This window comes from Kitasatospora sp. NPDC057940, assembly GCF_042887425.1.
GTDB lineage: Bacteria > Actinomycetota > Actinomycetes > Streptomycetales > Streptomycetaceae > Kitasatospora.
Genome location: NZ_JBHVPH010000051.1, coordinates 1 through 21463 on the forward strand (window position 1 = coordinate 1; position 21463 = coordinate 21463).

General features: G+C 73.7%; 2 protein-coding genes. Both read right to left on the reverse strand.

Annotated elements, in window-relative coordinates; translation table 11 throughout:
* Window positions 1-34 precede the first annotated feature (34 nt).
* Window positions 35-19465, reverse strand: coding sequence for an SDR family NAD(P)-dependent oxidoreductase (locus ACFVTF_RS37405; RefSeq protein WP_387818632.1), 19431 nt, complete (start codon window positions 19463-19465; stop codon window positions 35-37).
* A complete protein-coding gene (gene asnB, locus ACFVTF_RS37410; protein ID WP_387818634.1) occupies window positions 19462-21456 on the reverse strand; it encodes an asparagine synthase (glutamine-hydrolyzing) in 1995 nt (664 codons plus the stop codon). Before asnB ends, ACFVTF_RS37405 begins: the two co-directional genes overlap by 4 nt.
* Window positions 21457-21463 lie beyond the last annotated feature (7 nt).

Consider the following 21463-nt stretch of genomic DNA (forward strand, 5'->3'; position numbering starts at 1 on the left):
GGTTTCAGGCTTCGGGGGCGGCCTGCGGAACGGCCTACCGCAGGCCCAGCTCCTTGCGGATGACCGCGTACCACTCCTCCGTCATGCGCCGCGCGGTGGCCTCGTCGAAGACGTTCGCGTCGTACTTGAGGAAGACCTTGAACCCCTCGCCGTCCCGGTAGGACTCGGCGGCGAGGACGTACTCCCCGGCGTAGGGCAGGTCGTCGAACAGCCGCAGGTCCAACTCGCCGGACGCGGCCGGGGCCGCGTTGGTCAGCAGGTCGGCGCCGTCGAAGTTCTGGAACAGGAAGTTGGTCAGCACCAGCGGTTCGTCGTCCGCGCCCACGGCCCGGGCGATCTCCAGCAGCGGGTAGCCGCCGTGCTCGATGCCGCCGACCACCTTGCGCTGCAGGGACTTCAGCAGCTCGGGGAAGCCGCCGACGGCCGTGCAGCGGATCGGCAGGCAGTTCGCGAACTGGCCGACGACGTCCTGGAACCGCTCCTCGTAGCGGGCGACCGCCGTCATGCCGAGGACCAGGTCGTCCTGCCCGGTCAGCCGGTGCAGGAACCGCACGTACGTCGCGAACAGCACGGTGGCGACGCTGACCCGGTGCTCGCGCGCCGCGTCGGCCAGGGCGGCGGCCAGCGGCGGCGGCAGCTTGACCGTCGCCACGTCCACCCGGGGCATCCGCTTGGGGTCGTACGGCCGGTCGTAGGGCAGCGCGAGCGCCGGTCGATGACCTGCCAGCTCCCGCAGCCAGTAGTCCCGGTGCTGCCGTGCCCGCGGGCCGGCGAGCAGCGCCTCCTCCCAGGCGACGAAGTCGCCGTAGCTCGTGCGGCTCAGGCTCCCCCGGCCCTGGTAGGCCTCCTTGAGCGTGCGGATCAGGACCGCCGTGGACGTGCCGTCCAGCAGGATGTGGTGCGCGGTGATCAGCAGCAGGCGCCGCCCCCCGGCGAGGGAGACCAGGTGCGCGCGGACCAGCGGGCCCGTCGCCAGGTCGAACGGGAGGTTCACCAAGTCCCGCAGCCCGGCCAGTTGGGCGGCGCGCTTGGTGGCCGTGAGGTCGACCCGTTCGAAGGACGGCGCCCGGCCCGGGTCGATGTCCATGAACGGCACGCCGTCCCGCTCGCCGAAGACGGCGCTCAGCACCGGGTGGATGCCGCTCTGGGCACGGATCGCCCGCTCCAGGGCGGCTTCGTCCAGCTCGCCGTGGATCTCGAAGAGGAGCGGGAGGTTGTAGGCGGTCGACTCCGGCGAGCCCTGCTGGTCGCGGTACATGGTCAGCTGGCCGCATGAGAGGTTCCACCGCTCGCCCGCCGGGCCGGCCTGGGCATCCGCCGTGGCCGTCGCGGCGGCCCCGGCACCGGCGAAGTGGGCGCACAGGCCGTCGACGGTCTCGACGTCGAAGAGCAGGGTGGCCGAGACGTCGTCGCCGAACTCCTCGCGCAGGGCGTTGGTGAGCTGGAGGACCAGGATCGAGTCCAGGCCGTACTGGGTGAGCGGGGCCGCGGTGTCGATCCGCTCGGCCGGGATGCCGAGCACGGCCGCGGCCTTGTCGAGGATGAGCGCCGGGAGGTCGGAGCGCGACGCCGGTGCGGCGGCGGGAGCGGGCGCGGGCGTGGGAGCGGGCGCGGGGCTCGCGGCCGCCGGGGCGGGCACGGGCTCCGGCCGTGGCGTCGGCACCACGGCAGGTGCCGCACCAGGTACCACGGCAGGCACGGCAACAGGCGCCGCGACAGTTGCCGCGGCAGGCGCCGCAGCCGGCACCGGCCGGGTGACGCCCTTCGGCCTGGTCCCGACCGCCTGCCGGGCCACCCCGTCGCTCTCCGCCGCGATGATCTGCTGTCCCAGCGGCAGCGCCTGCGGCAGCGGGAACACGACCGTCCCGAAGCCCTCCCCCGCCAGCACGTCCCGCCAGTTCTCCGGCGACAGCGCCGGCGAGCCCGGGATCCGCAGCGAGCGGTCGTCGAACAGCCACCAGCCTTCCAGCAGCCCGAAGGTGACGTGGCTGAACAGGTCGAAGGCCGACAGCTCGTTCAGCAGCAGCCACCCGCCGGCCCGCATCGCGGCCTTGGCGTTGCGCAGGGTGTTGCGGGTGTCCTTGGTCGCGTGCAGCACGTTGGCGGCGATCACCAGGTCGAACCCGCCCTCGCCGACGTCCTGCCCGGCCAGCGGCCGTTCGATGTTGAGCAGTCGGCAGTCCAGGTAGGGCACGCCCGGCCCGTAGGTGGCGCGGGCGTGGTTGAGGAAGGCCTTGGAGAGGTCCGTGTAGACGTACGTCTCGATGCTCTCCTGGTACGGCTTGAGCGCGGCGAACATCCCGGCGCTGGTGCCGCCGGTGCCGGCGCCGATCTCCAGGATCCGCAGCCGCGCGCCCGGTTCACGGCGCAGCCGCTCCGACACGACGGCGACGGCGGCGCCGGACATGGCGCGGTTGAACACGTCCGCGACGTGGTTGTTGCGGTAGCAGCCCTCCACCAGCTCCACCGAACCGCGCGGGAACATGACGTCGGTGGGCCTGGTCCGGCCGGTCACGATGTCCGGGAGCGCCCGGAGCATCGCGGAGGCCAGCCGCAGTTCGGCCTTGCGGTCGGCGTCGGCCGACCAGGACTCGCACTGCCGGTCCCACTGCGCGAGCACGGTCTCCGCGAGCACGCCCTCCGCCGGCCCGGCCTGGACGGTGGCCCGCCGGGCGTGCTCCAGCCAGTCGGCGTACACCGGCAGGATCGCGGTGTGGTCGACGGTCGCCAGCTGGGCCGCCAGGACCTTCGCCAGCCACGGGTCCCGCTCGGTGCGGCGCCACCGCACCACCTCGTCCATCAGGCCGTCCACGCTCTCCGGCGCGAGCAGCAGCTCGCCGCGCACCCGGGAGGGCGTCCGGCCGTGCACGGTGACCTGGGTGGCGCGGTCGAAGTTCGCCAGGGTGTTGTGCTGGTTGGTCTTCACGAAGGCCAGCTGCCGCTGGTCCCCGCCGAGCAGGGCGTCCAGGGCGGCGAGCCCCTCGCGCGGCTCGATCGACACCAGGCCGACCCGGCTCAGCCGCTCCCGGTAGAACTCGGAGGTGACGCTCCCGAGGTTGCCCCACCAGCCCCAGTTCATGACCCTGACGGGGGTGTCCCAGTGCTGTCCGAGCGCGTGCGCGTAGGCGTCGCTGAAGGTGCAGCCTGCCGCGTAGTTGCCCTGGCCGGCCGCCGTCGTGAAGGACTGCATCGACGACAGCAGCACGGCGAAGTCCAGGTGCTCGCCGTCGAGGACCTCGGCCATCGCCGTCGTGACGTCGACCTTGGCCGCCAGCCCCGCGCGCAGGGTGGCCTCGTCCATCCGGGCGAAGGTGCTGTCCCGCAGGACGAGCGCGGCCTGCACGACCCCGTCGATCCGCGGGTGGCGCTCCTTGACCTCGTCGACGGCCCGGCGCAGCGCGGCCGGGTCCCCGGCGTCGGCGCTGAGGTAGCGGACGGTGCCGCGCCCCTGGACGGAGCGGAGCCGTTCCTCGATGGCCGCGTCGGGTGCGCTGCGGCCGATCCAGGTGACGTGCGCGCCGTACTGCCGCACCACGTGCTGGGTCCAGGCGGTGCCCAGGCCGCCGGCGCCGCCGATCACCACGTAGACGCCGCCCTCGCGGTAGACCGGTTTCGCGGGCGCCTCGCACGGCGCCCAGTGCCGGGCCAGCCACTGGCCAGCCCGTCGGACCCAGGCGTCCTCGGAGGAGCGGGCGGGCAGGGCGGTGAGGTCGGCGGGCCAGTCGGGGCCGTCCAGGTCGACGCGCCGGACGGTCCACTGCTCGTACTCGCGCCCCAGGGAGCCGAACAGGCCGTGCAGCCCGGCGTGCGCCGGCTGGACGGGGTCGTCGGCGTGGGTGGCGAGCGCGCGGGTGGTGACCAGCGTGATCCCCAGCGGCCGGGCGTCGTACCCGGCTCCGATCAGTGCCTTGATCAGGCGGAACGCGGCGACGACGCCGTCGTTCTGGGCGGCCGTGTACCCGGCGGCGTCGACGGGGTCGAGCTTGGGCTCGGGCGCCGTCCAGACCAGGTGGTCGACCGGTCCGAGGTCGCGCAGTGCGGCGGTCGCCTCCTCGACGGAGGCGGACGGCGGCAGCGGCCAGGTCAGGGCGCCGTCGAGCGGTGCCGGTCCGCCGACGACCAGGACCCGGTCGGTGCGGGCGGGCACGGGCGCGTCGGTCGCGGTGATCGAGTCCCAGACGGGCGCGTACAGCGCGGGCTCGCTCCGGACGGTGCGGCGCGAGGTGTAGCCGGTCAGCCGCACGCAGACCGCACCGTCGGCGTCGACCAGGTCGATGTCGAGCTTGTCGAGCGGCCCGGCCGCGCCGCCGCGCACCACGGCCCACATCGCCGCCCGGCACGGGGCGAACAGGTCGAGCCGGTCCAGGGCGAACGGCACGGCGGTGTCCCGCATGCCGGTGAGGTGGGGTGCGACGGCCGCCTGGATCGCCGAGTCCAGCATCGCGGGCGCCAGCGGTCCGGGCTCGGCCGAGTCGGGCAGGGCGAGTTCTGCGAGGACGAGGCCGGAGCCGACGTGCGCCTGCCGGATCGCCCGCAGGCTCGGGCCGTGGTCGATGCCCATCGCCACCAGGGCCTCGTGGATCCGCTCGCCGGACACGGTCTCCCGGCAGTCCGCGCGCAGCGCGGCGAGGTCGACCGGTGCCGGGCGCGGGGCGTCGGACGGTGCGATGGCGCCCTCGCAGCACACGGTGGAGCCGGTGCCGATCTCGAACCGGTGCCCGCCCTGCTCGCTCGCGCGGACGTCGACCCGGACGTCGACCGGGGTGTCCGCGACCTCCAGCGGCTGCACCCACGTGACGTTGCGCATCCGCACCCGGGTGGCGCCCAGCGCCTTGCGGGCGAGTTCGAGGTAGGCGACCGCGGGCAGGAGGTGACGGCCCTGCACCACGTGGTCGCGCAGCAGGGCGTCCGTGCGGGTCAGCGTGACGTTGTCGCCGTTGCCGTTGCCGCTGGCGCTGGCACTGGCACTGGCGCCGCTGTCGCTGCTGCCGTTGCCGTCGCCGGTCGGGGCCCAGTGGCGGTCGCGGGCGAACGGGTAGGTCGGCAGCGGTATGCGTCGGCCCTCGGCCGGCGCCCGGTCGTCGTCGGGCAGCCGGGCCGGGACGGTGCCGTCCAGCACCCGGATCAGCTCGTCGCGGTCGCGGACCACGCAGGCGAAGCGGTGGGCGAAGCGCTCCCGGCCGACGGCCAGGGTGTAGGCGAGGTCGCCGAGGTCGATCGACGCGTGGGCGCGGACGTGGAGCGCCAACCGGCGCCGCTGTTCGAGGAGTTGCTCCTCCGTCTGCGCCGAGAGGACCACCACGTGGTCCGTCCGCGGCGCGGCGGCGGTGCGCACGGCGGTGTCGGCGACGGCCGGGGCCTCCTCGATCACCAGGTGCGCATTGGTGCCGCTGGCGCCGAAGGAGCTCACCACCCCGCAGCGCGGCACCCCGGCGGGGCTCTCCCAGTCGTGGGTGCGGGTGCTCAGGTAGAACGGGCTTCCCGCCAGCGGGATCGCCTCGTTGGCGGTCTCGAAGTGCAGCGAGGCGGGGATCTTCCGGTGCTTGATCGCCAGCAGCACCTTCAGCACGCCCGCGATGCCCGCCGCGAACTGGGTGTGGCCGATGTTGGTCTTCAGCGAGCCGACCGCGCAGTACTCCGTCCGGTCGGTGCGGGCGCGGAACGCCCGGTTCAGCGCCTGGAACTCGATCGGGTCGCCGAGCTTGGTGCCGGTGCCGTGCGCCTCGACGAGTCCGATCCGCTCCACGTCGACGCCGAACCGCTCGTACACCTCGCCGAGCAGGCTCTCCTGGGACACCGAACTCGGCGCGGTGATCCCGTTGGTGGCGCCGTCCTGGTTGACGCCGCTGGCCTTGATCACGCCGTGGATGTGGTCGCCGTCGGCCAGCGCGTCCGCGAGCCGCTTGAGGACCACGACCCCGACGCCCTCGCCGGGCACGAAGCCGTCGGCGCGGTGGTCGAAGGTGTGGCAGCGGCCGGTCGGCGACAGCATCCCGGCGCGGCCCGCGAGCCGGTACAGCCGCGGCGTGGACTGGAGGAAAACCCCGCCCGCCAGCGCCATCGAGGTCTCGCCGGACCACAGGTCCTTGCACGCCAGGTCGATCGCCACCAGCGAGCTGGAGCACGACGTGTCGACGGCGATCGCCTGGCCCTTGAGGTCGAGGAAGTACGACACCCGGCTCGGGATGACCGAGGTCATGTTGCCCCACAGGGTCTGCGCCGGCGCCTCCGGATCCAGCAGCCCCTGGTAGTCGCCGGCCCACGCCCCGACGTAGACGCCGCAGCGCGCCCGGCCCATCCGGCCCGCGTAGCCGGCGTCCTCCAGGGCCTTCCAGGACTCTTCGAGCAGCAGCCGCTGCTGCGGGTCCATCACCGCGGCCTCGGTGCCGGAGATGTTGAAGAACATCGCGTCGAACTCGTCGATGCGGTCGAGGAAGCCGCCCCGGGTGCAGGCGCTCAGGCCGTCGAGGTCGAACCGGGTCGTCCCGGTGACCAGGTCGTCGCCGTCGGCCAGGTGCGTCCAGAGTTCGTCCAGCGAGTCGGCGCCGGCGAAGCGGCCGCTCATGCCGATCACCGCGATCGGCCCGCGCTCCGAGCTCCCGGTGCCGCTGTGCGGCTGCCCGGCCACCACGGGCCGTACGGGCTGCGCGACCGGTGGCGCGGCGCTCTCCCGTGCGTCGGCCGGCTCCGGCGCGCCCTCCGTGTGGACGATGACGCCCCGGTACTCGGCGAGCAGGTGCTCGGCCAGCCGGTCGGCCGTGCTGAAGTCGAAGACCACGCTCGTCGGCAGGTCGAGCGTCAGCGCGCCGTTGAGCTGGTCCACCACGCGGATCGCCAGGATCGAGTCCAGGCCGTAGTCGGCGAACGCCAGCCCGCCCTCGACCTCCTCGACCTCCATGGCCAGCGCGCGGGCGATCTTCTCCCGCACCACGGCGGGCACGATCTCGTCCAATCCCCTGTGCGTGACGGCGGGTTGGACGACCGGTGCCGCGATCGGCGCCGCGGCCGGCATCGCGACCGGCACGGGCGTCGGCACGGGCTCGGGTGCGGCCGCGAGTGCGGGGGCCGGCGCCTGCCGGGCCAGGTCGCCGATCCAGAACCGCTCCTTGGCGAACGGGTACGTCGGCAGCGACACCACCCGGCGCGGCGCGCCCTGGTGCAGGCGCTCCCAGTCCACCTCGGTACCGGCCGCCCACAGCGCCGCGAGCTTGGACAGCTTGCCGGCCGCGATCCACTGCCGGACCAGCAGTTCCTGGAGGTCGTCGTCACCGGCGATCTCGGCGAGCAGTCCGCCGGACGCCCCGGCGGTGCCCCGGTGCCCCTGGCCGGCCCGCAGGGCGGCCCTCAGCTCCGCCGTCGACGAGACGGCGACCGCGTACCGCTCGGCCATCGCCTCCCGCCCGACCTGGAGCGTGAAGGCCAGGTCGGCGAGGGCGGTGTCCGGGTTGCGGTCGAGGAACCCGGCCAGCCGGTCGACGGACGCGGTGAGCTGGTCGGGAGTCCTCGCGGAGAGGACGACGACGTGTTCGGCCTGCTCGGCCTGTTGGGGTTGTCGGGCTTGTTCGGCGCCGTTGATCGCGCCGTCGGTGGGCTGCACGGAATACTCCTCGACGATCACGTGCGCGTTCGAGCCCCCGGCTCCGAAGGACGACACCGCCGCGATGCGCGGGCCGTCGGAGTGCCACGGGCTCAGTTCGCGCTGGACCCGGAACGGGGTCCGTTCGAAGCTGATGTTCGGGTTGAGCTGTTCGGCGTGCAGGCTCGGGACGAGTTGCCGGTGCTTGAGCTGGAGCAGGACCTTCGTCAGGCCGGCCACCCCGGCCGCGGCCTCCAGGTGGCCGATGCCGGACTTCACCGAGCCGATCGCGCAGAACTGCCGCTCCGCGGTGTCCTGTTCGAAGGCCTTGGTCAGGCCCGTGATCTCGATCGGGTCGCCCAGCTCGGTGCCGGTGCCGTGCGCCTCGACGTAGCCGACCTGCCGGGCGGAGATCCCGGCCTGGTCCAGCGCCCGCCGGACGACGTCGGCCTGGGCGACCGGGCTCGGCACGGTGTAGCCGGTGGAACGGCCGCCGTGGTTGACGCCCGAGCCCCGGATCACCGCGAGCACGCGGTCCCCGTCGGCCACCGCGCGGGACAGCGGCTTGAGCAGCACGCACCCGACGCCCTCGCCGGGCACGAACCCGTGGCCGCCGGTGCCGAAGCTGCGGCAGTGCTGGTCGGGCGAGAGCATCCCGGAGCGGCACAGCTCGACGTAGTCCAGCGGGTGCGCGTAGAGGTTCACGCCACCGGCGATCGCCACCTCGCAGGCGCCGCGCCGGAGTTGCTCGCAGGCCTCGTGGATCGCGGTCAGCGACGCCGAGCACATGGTGTCGATCGTCAGGCTCGGCCCGCGCAGGTCGAGCAGGTAGGAGGCGCGGGCGCTCAGCGAGGCGAACGACAGGCCGGGCACCACGAGTTCGCCCGAGGGCAGCCGGCCCACCTCGTGCCGGGCGTGGCCGACCTTGGTGACGCCCGCGAACACCCCGACCCCGTGGGCGTGGCGCTCGGCGAGGCGCGCCCTCGTGTACCCGGCGTCCTCCAGCACCTCCCACGCCGCCTGCACGAACAGCCGCTCCTGCGGGTCCATGGCGTAGGCGTCGCGCGGGGCGATGCCGAAGAACCGGGGGTCGAACGCGGCGAAGTCGTCCAGGAAGCCGCCCCACTTGCTGTAGCTGCGGCCGGTGGCCACCGCCGTGTTGCGGTCCGGCTCGAAGAAGCCGTCCAGCGGCCAGCGGTCCACCTCGCGGACGCAGTCGCGGCCCGCCGTCAGGTTCTCCCAGAACTCGTCCAGGTCGGCGGCGCCCGGGTAGCGGCCGCTCAGCCCGATCACCGCGATCGGGTCGTCGGCGCCGGGCGCGGGCTGGTCGGAGAGGGCGGCCGGCTGCGCGACGGTGGCCCGCTGTTCGGCTGCCGCCGCAGGCTGGTCGCCCGCCACCGCCGGGTCGGCCGTGACCGGCCGCTGGTGCGCCGGTTCCCGCCGGAGGCCGGCGAGTTGACCGGCCACGGCCCGCAGGTTCGGGTGCTCGTAGAAGATCGTCGAGGAGACCTCGGGGTAGGTCCGCACCAGCTCCCGGTTGAGCTGGATGACCATCACCGAGTCCAGGCCGATGTCGACCAGCGAACGGTCGGGGTCGACCGCGCCCGGGGCGAGCCCGCTGACCTCGGCGAACAGCGCGAGGAGGTGGCCGAGGACGTTCGGGTCGGCACCACGGACGGGAGCCGTCGGCACGGGAGTTGTCAGCGCGGGAGTTGTCGGCGCGGGAGCCGGTGCGGCGGCCGGGGCCGGCGTTCCGGTCGGCACCCGCGTCGGGTCGCCGTGGTGCACCCACACCTGGTCCGCCCCCGCGTTCCAGGCGTCGACCAGCGCCGTGAGCCCGGCTTCCGTGGGCATCGGCGCCAGCCCCCGGTCCTCCCACAGGTAGGCCCGGGTCCGCTCGCCGACCTGCATGCCACCGTCCTCCCACAGCGGCCAGGCGATGGACAGGGTGCGCCCGCGGCGCAGCCCCTCCGCGACCCGCGCGTTGCGCGTGGTGGCGAACTCGTCGAGGAAGGCGTTGGCGGTCGCGTAGTCGGACTGCCCCGGGTTGCCGGTGATCGCGGCGCCCGAGGAGAAGGTCAGCACGAACTCCAGCGGGCAGTGCCCGGTGGCCCGGTCGAGGTGCACGAGAGCGTCCGCCTTGGTCGCCAGGACCTCGTCCCACTGCTCGGCGGTCTTGTCCGCGAGCAGCGCGTCCCGCACCACGCCGGCGGCGTGCACGATGCCGGTGACGGCGCCCGCCTCGGCGACCAGGTGCCGCACCTCCTCCCAGCGGGAGACGTCGGCGCGCACGTACCTCGCGTCCGCGCCGGCCTGCCGCAACTCTGCGAGCAGGCGGTCGATCCGGCCGTCCTGCGGCGAGCGGCCGGCCAGCACGACGGTCGGCCGCCGGACGTCGGCGGCGATGCGCCGGGCCGTCGAGGCGCCGATCCCGCCGGCCCCGCCGGTGATCAGGTAGACGCCGCCGTCCCGCCAGGGCGTGCCGGAGGCCGTACCCGCACCCGTACCCGTACCCGGGAGTTCGGCCGGGGCCCAGCCGCGAGTGTGCCGGACGCCGTCGCGGTAGAGCACCAGATCGTCGGCGGCGCGGGCGTTCTCGGCGACGACGGCGGCCAGGTCGGTGCCGTGGACGCCGTGGACGCCTTCGATGCCGATGACCTGGCCGACGATCCGCGGGTTCTCCTTGGTGGCGGTCCGCAGCAGGCCCGCGAGAGCGAGGTCCGCCGTGACGACCTGGACGAGCGTGCTGCCGTCCCGGGCGTCGAGGCCGCGGACGGTCTCCAGCAGTTGCCACGACAGGTCGCGGAACCGGCTCTCCGGCCGCTGCTTGGCCGAGTCGAGGCGGATCGCCTCGGGCACCTCCCCGTCGACCCCGCACAGCACGACGACGCGCCGGTCGTACCGGCCGGTCGCGGCGGCCGGCGTCGGCGTCCAGCGGGCGGTCAGCAGGGTCGTGCCGACCTCCTGCCGGGTGCCGGGGGCCCAGAAGCGGTCCCGGGCGAACGGGTATCCGGGCAGGTGCGCGCGCCGGGGCGTGCCGTCGCCGAGCAGCGAACGCCAGTCGACGGCGCCCCCGCCGACCCACCGCCCGATCGGCTCCGGCTCGGCTCCGCGCTCGCCGGTGGTGACGAACGCCCTGAGCGCGTCCGCGAGTTCGGCACGGGACGAGACGACCCAGCCGGCCCGCTCCGCCATCTCCTCGCGGCCCACCTGGAGGCTCCAGGCGACGGACCGCAGCGACACCTGCTCCGACTCCGGGGACTCCAGGTAGGCGAGCAGGCCCCGGGCCCGGTCGGTCAGCTGCCGGGCGGTGCGGGCCGACAGCGGCACCGCGACCGGCCCGCCGTCGCCCTCCCCGTCCCGGTCGCCGCGCACGTACTCCTCGACGACCACATGGGCGTTGACGCCGCCGAACCCGAAGCTGCTCACCCCGGCACGCCGCGGCGCGGGGCCGCCGGCACCGCTGCGGGGGCGCGGCCAGGCCTCGTTGTCCCGCACGATGTGGAACGGGCCGCCGGCCAGTTCGATGTACGGGTTGACCTCCTGGAGGTGCTGAGTCGCGGGCAGCACGCCGTGCTTGAGCGCGAGCAGCACCTTCAGCAGCCCGGCGATGCCTGCGGCCGACTCCAGGTGGCCGATGTTGGTCTTGACCGAGCCGAGGCCGCACGCCCCGTCGTCGCTGCGGCCCAGTCGGCGGAACGCGGTGCGCAGCGCCCGGACCTCCACCGGATCGCCGAGGGCGGTGCCGGTGCCGTGGGTCTCGATGTAGCCGATGGTGTCCGGGTCGAGGTCACCGACGGCGGCCGTCACCAGTTCGGCCTGGGCGTCGGCGTTCGGCGCGGTCAGCGAGTTGGCCCGGCCGCCGTGGTTGTACGCGCTGCCCCGGATCACCCCGAGGATCGCGTCACCGTCGCGCTCCGCCGCCGCCAGCGACTTGAGCACCACCACCCCGACGCCCTCGCCCCGGACGTAGCCGTTCGCGCCCGCGTCGAAGGTCTTGCAGAGGCCGTCCGGGCTGAGCATGCCCGCGCGGTGCGCGCTGACGAAGGTGTCCGTGCTGAGCAGCACGTTGACCCCGCCCGCGACGGCCAGGTCGCAGGTGCCGGAGCGGATCGCCTCGATCGCGCGGTGCACCGCCACCAGCGAGCTGGAGCAGGCCGTGTCGATCGGTTCGCTCGGGCCGCGCACGTCGAGCAGGTACGAGATGCGGTTGGCCAGGATCGAGTGCGTGGTGCCGGTCGAGGTGAAGGCGTCCGGTCGCACGCCGAGCGTGGCGAGCAGCGTCGCGTAGTCGTTGCCGGTGACGCCGATGAAGACGCCCGTGTTGGTCGGCAGGTCGGCGGGCCGGTACGCGCTGTCCTCCAGCGCCTGCCAGACCGTCTCCAGGACGAGGCGGTGCTGCGGGTCCATCAGTTCGGCTTCACGCGGCAGGATGCGGAAGAATCCGGCGTCGAAGGCGTCGACGTCGTCCAGGGCCCCGATCCGCTGGGGGAAGTCCTGGGCCTCGATGGCCTTGCGCTGCTCCTCGTCGTAGCGGTGCAGCGGGAACGCGGTGACGGAGTCCTTGCCCGCCAGCAGGTTCGCCCAGTACTCGTCCAGGTCGCGGGCGCCCGGGAAGCGCCCGGCCGCGCCGATGACGGCGATCGGCCGGCGCGGGTCGGGCCCGGTGCGGACCGGCTCCGGCTCGGGCTGGGCTTGGGGCTCGGGCTGGGGCTGGGGTTCGACCTTGACCTCGGCGCTGATCTTGGCCTCGGCCGTGGCCTCGGCCTTCGCCGTGGCACCGTGCTCGTCGACCAGGTGGGCGCCCAGCGCCTCCAGGGTGCTGACGTCGAAGAACACCGCCGGGCTGACCACGACCCCGAACCGCTCGTGGATCTCCTTCGCGAAGGTCACCAGCGAGATGGAGTCGAAGCCGAACGCGTCCAGTCCGGTACCGGGGTCGAGCTCCTCCGGCTCGAACTTGAGGATCTCGGCGGCGATGGAGCGCAGGACGTCCACGACACCCGACACCGCCGACACCACTGGTACTGCCGACACCACTGGCACCTCCTGCTCGGCCGGTACGACCGGCTCCCGCTCTCGCACCGGGCGGGCCTGCGGCGCCGGACGGTCGCCCGGCGCCACCCCTCCGGTACCGCGCCGCACCCCGGCCAGCTCCCCGACGACCTCGCCCGCGCCCCCGAGCAGCAGGATCCGGTCGTCGCCGAGGACCACGTGCGTGACCGGCGAACCGGCCCGCACCCGGATCTCCGCGATCCGGTTGAGCGCGACCAGGGTCCAGTCCGGCGCCCCGGCGCGCTTGGCCTCCCACTGCACGCCCTGGGCGATCGCCGCGAGCACGAACGGCTCGACGGTGACGTTGCGCCGGACGTGGTCCTGCTGGAACGCGGGACTGCCGATGGTCAGCACCGTCCGGCCGTCCGGCGTGCGGAACACGCCCTCGACCGCGCACGAGGCCGGCTTGTAGTCCAGCCCGCCCTCGGCCAGTTCGGCGAGGAACTGCTCCCGGGTGAGGACCTCCCGCAGTCCGGTCGGATCGACCCGGCCGGACGGCGCCGTGGCCGCCCCCCGCACGGTGAACTCGACCGCCGCCGTCCCGTCCCCGGTCCGGACGGTGCCGTGGCCGTGGCCGTCGGCGAACTCCGTGACGAGCCGCGTGGTCGTGGACCAGTCGACCGGCCGCAGGACGCGCAGGTCGTGGACCGACGCCTCGGCGGCGAACCCGCTGACCTTCGCGGCGGCCAGCGCGAGGTCCACCACGAAGGTGGGCACGATGGTCGGCGCCTTGGCCAGCCGGTAGCCGTAGTCGAGCAGGTCGGTGAGGTGGACGTCCAGGACGTAGCGCAGGCCCCGGACGTCGGATTCGTTGCGCCCCAGGAAGGGGTGCAGCCGCTCGCGCAGCGCCAGCGGGGCCAGCACGGACGGTGCGCCGTCGGTCTGCTCGATCCAGCAGCGCACCTTCTCGAACGGGTAGGCGGGCAGCGACACCCGGCGTGCCGTCGGCAGTCGGTCCCAGTCGACGGTCTTGCCGCCGGCCCAGGTGACGGCGAGTTCGTGCGCGGGCAGCTCCCGCCGCCCGGCCAGGTAGCCGTCGACGGCCGCCAGCGCGGACCGCCGGTCCCCCGCCACGAACGCCCAGCGGTCCGGCAGTTCGTTCTTTCCGACCCGCAGGGTGTACGCGATGTCGGGGAGGTCGGCCTCCCGCGCCCCGGCGAGGTGGTCGCGGAAGACGGCCAGGTAGCGCCCGAGCGCGGCCTCGTTCATCGCCGAGAACACGAACAGCTGCTCGCCGAAGGGCTCTTGGCGCACCGGCCGTTCCGGGTACTCCTCAAGGATGATGTGCGAGTTCATGCCGCCGGCGCCGATCGAGGTGATGCCGGCCCGCCGGGGGTGGGTGACCTGGCGGCCGTCCACCTCGGTGACCATCGGCTGCCAGTCGGCGAGCTTCTGCTGCACCTGGAAGGGCGTGTCGGCGAAGTCGATGTCCGGGTTGAGCTCCGTGCTGTGCAGGGACGGCGCCAGCTTGCCGTGCCGCAGTTGGAGCAGCACCTTGGCCAGGCCGATCATGCCGGCCGCCGCGAGCAGGTGCCCCATGTTGGCCTTGACGGAGCCGAGGGCGCAGAACTGGCGGTCCTCGGTGTACTTGCGGAACGCCGACGTCAGGGCGCGGACCTCGATCGGGTCGCCCAGCGCGGTGCCCGAGCCGTGCCCCTCGACGTAGCCGATCGTCCTCGGGTCGACGCCGGCGTCCTCGATCGCCTTCTGGATCGCGTGCGCCTGCATGCCCGGGTTCGGCACGGTGAAGCCGTTGCGCGTCCCGGCGTTGGACAGGGCGGTGCCCTTGATCACGGCGTACACGTGGTCGCCGTCGCGCTCGGCGTCGACCAGCGGCTTGAGCACGACCGCGCCGACGCCCTCGCCGAGGATGGTGCCGTCCACGCCGTGGCCGAAGCTGCGGATCACGTCGGAGGTGCCGGTGGTGAAGTGCTCCTCCGAGGAGGTGATCAGGTTGTACGGGTGCAGCATCAGGTTGACACCGCCCGCGACGACCATCCGGCACTCGCCGGCCCGCAGCATCTGCACGGCCTGGTGCACGCACGTCGACGAGGCGGAGCACATGGTGTCCAGGAAGATCGACGGCCCGGTCAGGCCGTAGAAGTAGGACAGCATGTTGGGCAGCGTCCCGGTGTAGCTGCCGCTCTGCGGCGCGCCCCTGGTCAGGCTGTTCTGGAAGCCGTACAGGTTGTAGTGGTTGCTCATGGTGCCCACGAGCACGCCGACGTCGCCCTGGTAGCGGCGCTGGATGGTCTGCCGCGAGTAGCCGGCGTCCTCCAGGGCCTCCACGCCCGACTGGAGGAACAGCCGCACCTCCGGGGACATCTGCTCGGCCTCGCGCTTGGAGATCCGGAAGTAGCGGGGGTCGAACTTGTCGAGGTCGCGCAGGAAGGTCCCGGTCCGGATCACGCTCTTGCCGCGGACGGAGCGGTCGCTGTCGTGGATGGCCTCGTGGCCCCAGCGCTCTGCGGGCACTTCCTCGAAGGTGTGCCGGCCGTTCTCCAGCAGCTCCCACAGCTCGTCCATCGTGTCGGCGCCGGGGTAGCGGCCGGACACTCCGATGATCGCGATGTCGTGCCGGTCGTCGCGCGCGGGCTCGCGGACCTCGGTGACGGCGGCCGCGGCCGGGGCCTCGAACCGCGTGGCCGGGGCCTCGGGTCGGACCGCCGGGGCTTCGGGCTGGACGACCGGGGCTTCCGATGGCTCCGAGGCTTTCGGGGCTTCCGGGGTTTCGGCCTGCTCGGTCTCCCCCAGCACCGCCTCCAGTTGCGCCCGCCGGGTCTCCACGAAGTGCGCGGCCACCTCGGCGATGTTCAGGTACTCGAAGAAGATCGTCTTGGACAGCGGTCCGAACACCTTCTCCAGCTGGGCGGTCACCCCGAGGATGCTCAGCGAGTCGATGCCGTACTCGATGAGGTTGGTGGTCGACTCGATGTGCTCCGGGTCGTGCCGCAGGACCTCGGCGACGACTCCCCTGAGCAGTTCCTCGGTGCGCCGCAGCAGGTCGCCCTCGTCCGCGCCGCCTGACGGCGCGGCGGTGGCGGACGAGGTGGCGGACGAGGCGGTGACCGGGGCCGCGGGGGCCGGGGCCGCCCGGCGTTGCGCGGCCAGGGTGGCCTTGGCGCCGTAGGCGACGACGAGGTGCGCGGGGGCGTCGGCGAGCAGGGCCCGGCCGAAGGCGCGCAGCCCGTCCTCGGTGGGCAGGTCCTCCCAGCCGCGCTCGCGGCGCAGGGAGTCGCGGGTGACCTCGTCCAGCGCCATGCCGCCGTCGGCCCACAGCGGCCAGCTGATCGCGACGGTCCGGCCGCTGCGCTCGCCCGCGTCGACCAGCGTCCGGCGGTGCCGGGCGAAGGCGTCCAGGAAGGCGTTGGCCGCCGAGTAGTCGGACTGCCCCGGGCTGCCGTAGACGCCGGCGACCGAGGAGAAGAGCGCGAAGAACTCCAGGTCGAGGTGGCGGGTGGCGGCGTCGAGGTTGAGCGTGCCGCGGACCTTCGGCGCCGTCACCAGGCGGACGTCGGCCAGGTCCTTGCGCAACAGGTACTGGTCGCGCAGCAGGCCGGCCGCGTGCACGACGCCGTCGAGCGACCCGTGCTCGCGCACGATCGTGTCGACCGCGACGCGCACGCCCGCGGCGTCGGCGACGTCGACCGGCAGGTAGTGCGCGTCGACCCCTTCGGCGCGCAGGGCGTCCACCGAGCCCGCCGGGGAGCGTCCGCTCAGGACGACCGTCGCCCCCGCGCGGCCCAGGTAGCGGGCGAGGTGGCGGCCGATGCCGCCCAGACCGCCGGTGACCCAGTAGACGCCGCCGGCCCGCAGCGCGGGCACCTGCGGTCCGGCGTCCAGTCGCGTCTCGACGGGCTCCAGCACCTGCCGGGTGCCGTCGGCGGTGTAGCGGACCTCGGTGTCGGCGGAGTCGTCGGCGCACTCCTCCCGCACGATCCGCGCGAGCTGCTCGGCGGAGGCCGCGTCCAGGCCGGCGATCCGGACGACCCGGCCCGAGACGAGCGGGTTCTCCAGGGCGACGGTGCGGAACAGGCCCGCCAGCGGTGCGTGGAAGTGGGCCGGCACCCGGGCGTCGACCAGGGCCACGAAGCGGTGCCCGGTCTTGGGAGAGGACGCGAGCACCTGCTGGACCTCGGCGAACACCTGCTCGGTCGCGGCGTCGACGCCGTCGGCCGGGCTCGCCCGGGTGATCTCCGGCAGGGTCAGGAGGTGCGCGGTGCGGGTGGCGCCGCCGTCCGCGTCCAGCGACCGGTCGGTCCACCGGGTGGTCGCCGTGACGACGCGCGGGCCCGCGTCGGTGGTGCGCTGGGCGAGCCCCCGCAGGCTGGCGCTGATCACGCCGTCGCCGTCGCACAGGTCGATGTCGAAGGTGGTGAGCGACCCGGAGCCGGCGCTGCGCCGCACCCAGGCCCAGGTCTCGGCCGGGCAGGGCCGGTACACCTGGAGTTCGTCGAGGGTGAAGGGCAGGGTCGGGCCGGCGGCGGCGCCCGTCAGGACCACGGAGGTCTGGAAGGCGGCGTCCAGGACGCTCGGCGGCAGCACGCAGCCCTCGGCGCCGGTGCTCCGGATGCGGGCGATCGCCTCGTCGCGGCCCAGCCGGAGTCCGCGCAGCGCGCGCATGGCCGGGCCGTACTCCAGGCCCTGGGCGCGGAAGGCGGCGTAGACCTCGTCGGTGCCACGGGTGGTGCGGCAGGCGGCGCGCAGGGCGTCCAGGTCCAGCGGTGACGGGTCCGGCAGGGTGACCAGTTCGGCGGTGCCGGTGCTGTGGACCGTCTCGCCCTGCCGGAACTCGAACGCGATCGCGTCCCCGCGCGGCGTCAGCGCGAGGTCCACGTCGACCGGTTCGCCGACGACGACCGGCCGCAGCCACGCGAGGTCGCGCAGCCGGACGGCGCCCTCCCGGGCCGCCGCGCGCTCCACCGCGGCCCGCGCCATCTCCAGGTACGCGACCGCGGGCAGCACCCGCCGGCCGCGGACCAGGTGCGAGGCCAGGAAGGGCTCGGCGCCGGTGAACGTGGAGGTGTAGCGCTGCTGCGCCAGGTCGGAGGTGTTGCGGTGGACGAGCGGGTGCAGCAGCGCGGCGCCCGGCGCCTCGGCGGGCGGTGTGACGTACCAGTGCCGGTCCCTGGCGAACGGGTAGGTCGGCAACCGGACGCGACGCGCCCCGGGATGCCCGGGCCAGTCGGCGCCGCCCCCGTTCGCCCAGTCCTGCGCCGCCGCGACCAGTTCGGTCCCCGCTCCGGCGGGGTTGCGCACCTCGCCGTCCGCGACGGACTCCAGCGCGGCCGCGAGCTGCTCCCGGTCCGAGACCAGGAGCACGGTCCTGACCCGCATCGCTTCGCGGCCGACCTGGAGCGTGTGGGCGATGTCGGCCAGCGCCTGGCGCGGCCGCAGCGCGGTCTCCGGTGCCAGCAGGTGGTCCCGCAGGCCGCTCGCGAGCACCCGCAGCCGCTCCAGGTTCTTCGCCGACAGCGGGACGGCGTACGGCCCCGCGGGCTCGGCGGTGCGGTCGGCCGGCCCGCCGACGTGCTCCTCCAGCAGCACGTGGGCGTTGGTCCCGCCGAACCCGAACGAGCTGACGCCGGCCCGGCGCGGCGCCCCGTCGCCGTCCGGCCACGGCCGGGTGTCGCCGACGATGTAGAACGGGCTGCCGTCCAGGTCGATCAGCTGGTTCCTGGTCCGGAAGTTGACCGTCGCCGGGAGGGTCCCGGCGGCCATCGCGCCGATCACCTTGACCACGCCGGCCACGCCCGCGGCCGACTCCAGGTGGCCGATGTTGGTCTTGATGGAGCCGATGCCGGTGCTGTCCGGCCGCGGTGACGTCCCGTGGGCGTCGTGCAGGCTCTGGAAGGCGCGCTTGAGGCCGACGATCTCGATCGGGTCGCCGACCGGCGTGCCGGGCCCGTGGGCCTCGATGTAGCTCACCGTCTCGGGCGTCACACCGGCGCGGGTGTAGACGTCCTCGATCAGCGCGGCCTGGGCGGCCGGGTTGGTGACGGTCAGCGAGTTGGTCTTGCCGCCGTGGTTGGTGCCGACGCCCTTGATCACCGCGTGCACCGGGTCGCCGTCCGCCAGCGCCCTGGCCAGCGGCTTGAGCAGCAGGACGGCGCCGCCCTCGCCCCGGACGAAGCCGTCCGCGTCCTGGTCGAAGGCGTGCGAGCGGCCGGTGGGCGAGAGCATGCTCGCCTTGCTGAACGCCACGAACAGCTTCGGCGACCAGCACAGGTTCACGCCGCCGGCCAGCGCCAGGTCGCAGTCGCCGTTGTGCAGGGCGGAGACGGCCTCGTAGAGCGAGACCAGGGAGCTGGAGCAGGCGGTGTCGTTGGCGATGCTGGGGCCGTGGAAGTCGAAGTAGTAGGACAGCCGGTTGGCGACGATCGAGTAGGCCGTGCCGGTCGGGAAGTAGGCGTCGGTCGGCACGTCGTCGCGTTCGATCAGCTCGGCGTAGTCGCCGTGGCACAGGCCCATGAAGACGCCCGTGCGGCTGCCCGCGAGTTCGCCCGCCCGGTAGCCCGCGTCCTCGATGGCCTTCCAGGCCAGTTCCAGCGCGAACCGCTGCTGCGGGTCCATCGTCTCCGCCTCGCGCGGGGAGATGTTGAAGAAGGCGGCGTCGAAGCGGTCGGCGTCCTCGACGAAGCCGGCCCAGACGCTGTACGTCTTCTCCTCGCCGCTGCGCGGATCGCCGAAGTAGCGTTCCTTGGACCAGCGTTCGGCGGGCACCTCGGTGATCAGCGAGCGCCCGGCCGCGAGGTGGTCGAACAGCTCGACCAGGGTGTCGGAGCCGGGGAACCGCAGGGCCAGCCCGATGATCGCGATGTCGTCGGTGTTCATCGGCTCTCCCCCACCCGCTGCACGGCACGACGGTTGTCCACGGTCGTCCGCAGGTTCAGCGCGGCGCTCGACGCTCCGGTCGGCGCCGTACCGCCGCCCCGCACGAACTGCTGGTGGAGCACGGCGGTCGTCAGCAGGTAGAGGAAGGTCTGGTCCTCCTTGGTGCTGACCTCCTCCACCGGCGAGGTCATGACCTTGTCGACCAGGCGCCGGGCGAACTTGGCGTCCAGGCAGCCGATCCCGGCCAACTCGCGGTCGGACAGCAGCAGTTCCAGGTAGTCCGGGCGGCTGTCCTTGAAGGCGGCACTGCCCGGCGCGCGGTAGGGCTGCTTGGGGCGGCTGGTGGTCCATTCCGGGAGCTCGGCGCGGAACGCCTTCTTCAGGATGGCCTTCTCGACCTGGCCGTCGTCGTAGCGCAGGTTCACCGAGGCGGCCGCGCGCACCACCGCCGGGTCGAGGAACGGGCAGCGGTTCTCCACGCTGTGCGCCAGCGCGGCCCGCTCCCCCTGGGTGGACAGCAGGAATCCGGGCAGCAGCGTCCTGTACTCCAGCCACTGCGCCTTGTGCATCGCGGGCATGTCCGGGTAGCCGGGCGTCCCGGCGACGAGGTCGAGCAGGTCGGCGAACGGGTCGATCCGGTCGGCGAGCAGCCGGGCCGCGAACCTCCCGTTCTGGTACCGCATCTCGTGGGAGAACAGGCCCGGCAGCCGCTCCACCGAGAACTGCTGGTACAGGCCGAGCAGATGGGCCTGGTGGGCGGAGCCGAAGTGCTCCAGCTCCGGGTGCAGGCCGGCCAGCCGGGTGCGGCGCTCGCCGTCGGTCAGCTCGTTCCACCGCGCGCGCAGCAGGGTCTCGCGGAACAGCGAGTAGCCGAGGAAGGCCTCGTCGGCGCCCTCGCCGCTGAGGATGGTCTTGATCCCCGCGTCGCGGACGTGCCGGGACAGCAGGAACATCGGCACGAACGAGGTGCGGAAGGTCGGAACCTCCGCGTGGTACACGGCGGTCGGGAAGTGCTCGGTGATGTCCTCGCTGGTGATCGGCACGGCGGTGTGCAGGGTCCCCAGGTGCTCGGCGACCAGGCGCTGGCTGTCGGACTCGTCGAAGGACTTGTCCTGGAACGCCACCGAGAAGGTGCGGACGTCGTACGGGGAGAGCTGGGTGGCCAGCCTCGTCACGATCGAGGAGTCCAGGCCGCCGCTGAGGTAGACGCCGACCTCGACGTCGGAGCGCAGCCGCAGCTCCACGCTGGTGCGCAGGGTCTGCCGGAGCATGTCGATCGCCTCGTCCTCGGTGCCGTCGAAGCCGGGCACGTCGAAGTCGAGGTCCTCGTAGGGGCGCAGCGAGCGGCGGCCCGCGCTGATGGTCAGCACGGAGCCCATCGGCAGCTGGCGCACGCCCCGGAACGGCGTGCGGTCGGGCAGCGGCGTCCACGTGGCGTAGGTGGTGGCCAGCTCCCTCGGGTCGAACTCGAAGCGGAAGCCGGGGAAGGCGCGGAAGGCCTTCATCTCGGACGCGAACAGGAAGTCGCCGCCCGCGTCGGCGTAGAACAGCGGGCGCTTGCCGTAGCGGTCGCGGGCCAGCACCAGGTCACCGGTCGCCGCGTCCCTGATGGCGACCGCGAAGGCGCCGTTGAACCGGGTGAAGCAGTCCGACCCCCACTGGATCCAGGCCTGGAGCACGACCTCGGTGTCGGAGTGGTCGGTGCGGAACGGGCGGCCGAGGCGCTCCAGTTCCGCGCGGAGTTCGATGTGGTTGTAGATCTCGCCGTTGAAGCATATCCAGTAGCGCCCGGAGGGGTCGGACATGGGTTGCGAGCCACCGGCGAGGTCGACGATGGCCAGCCGCACCGCCCCCATGGCCATGCCGTCATCGAGGTAGTAGCCCGCCTCGTCCGGCCCGCGGTGGTGGATGTTCGACAGCATCGAGGTGATGACCTCGGCGGTGGCACCGGGGTGCAGCGAGGTCGAGAGGAAACCAGCCAGCCCGCACATGATCCGT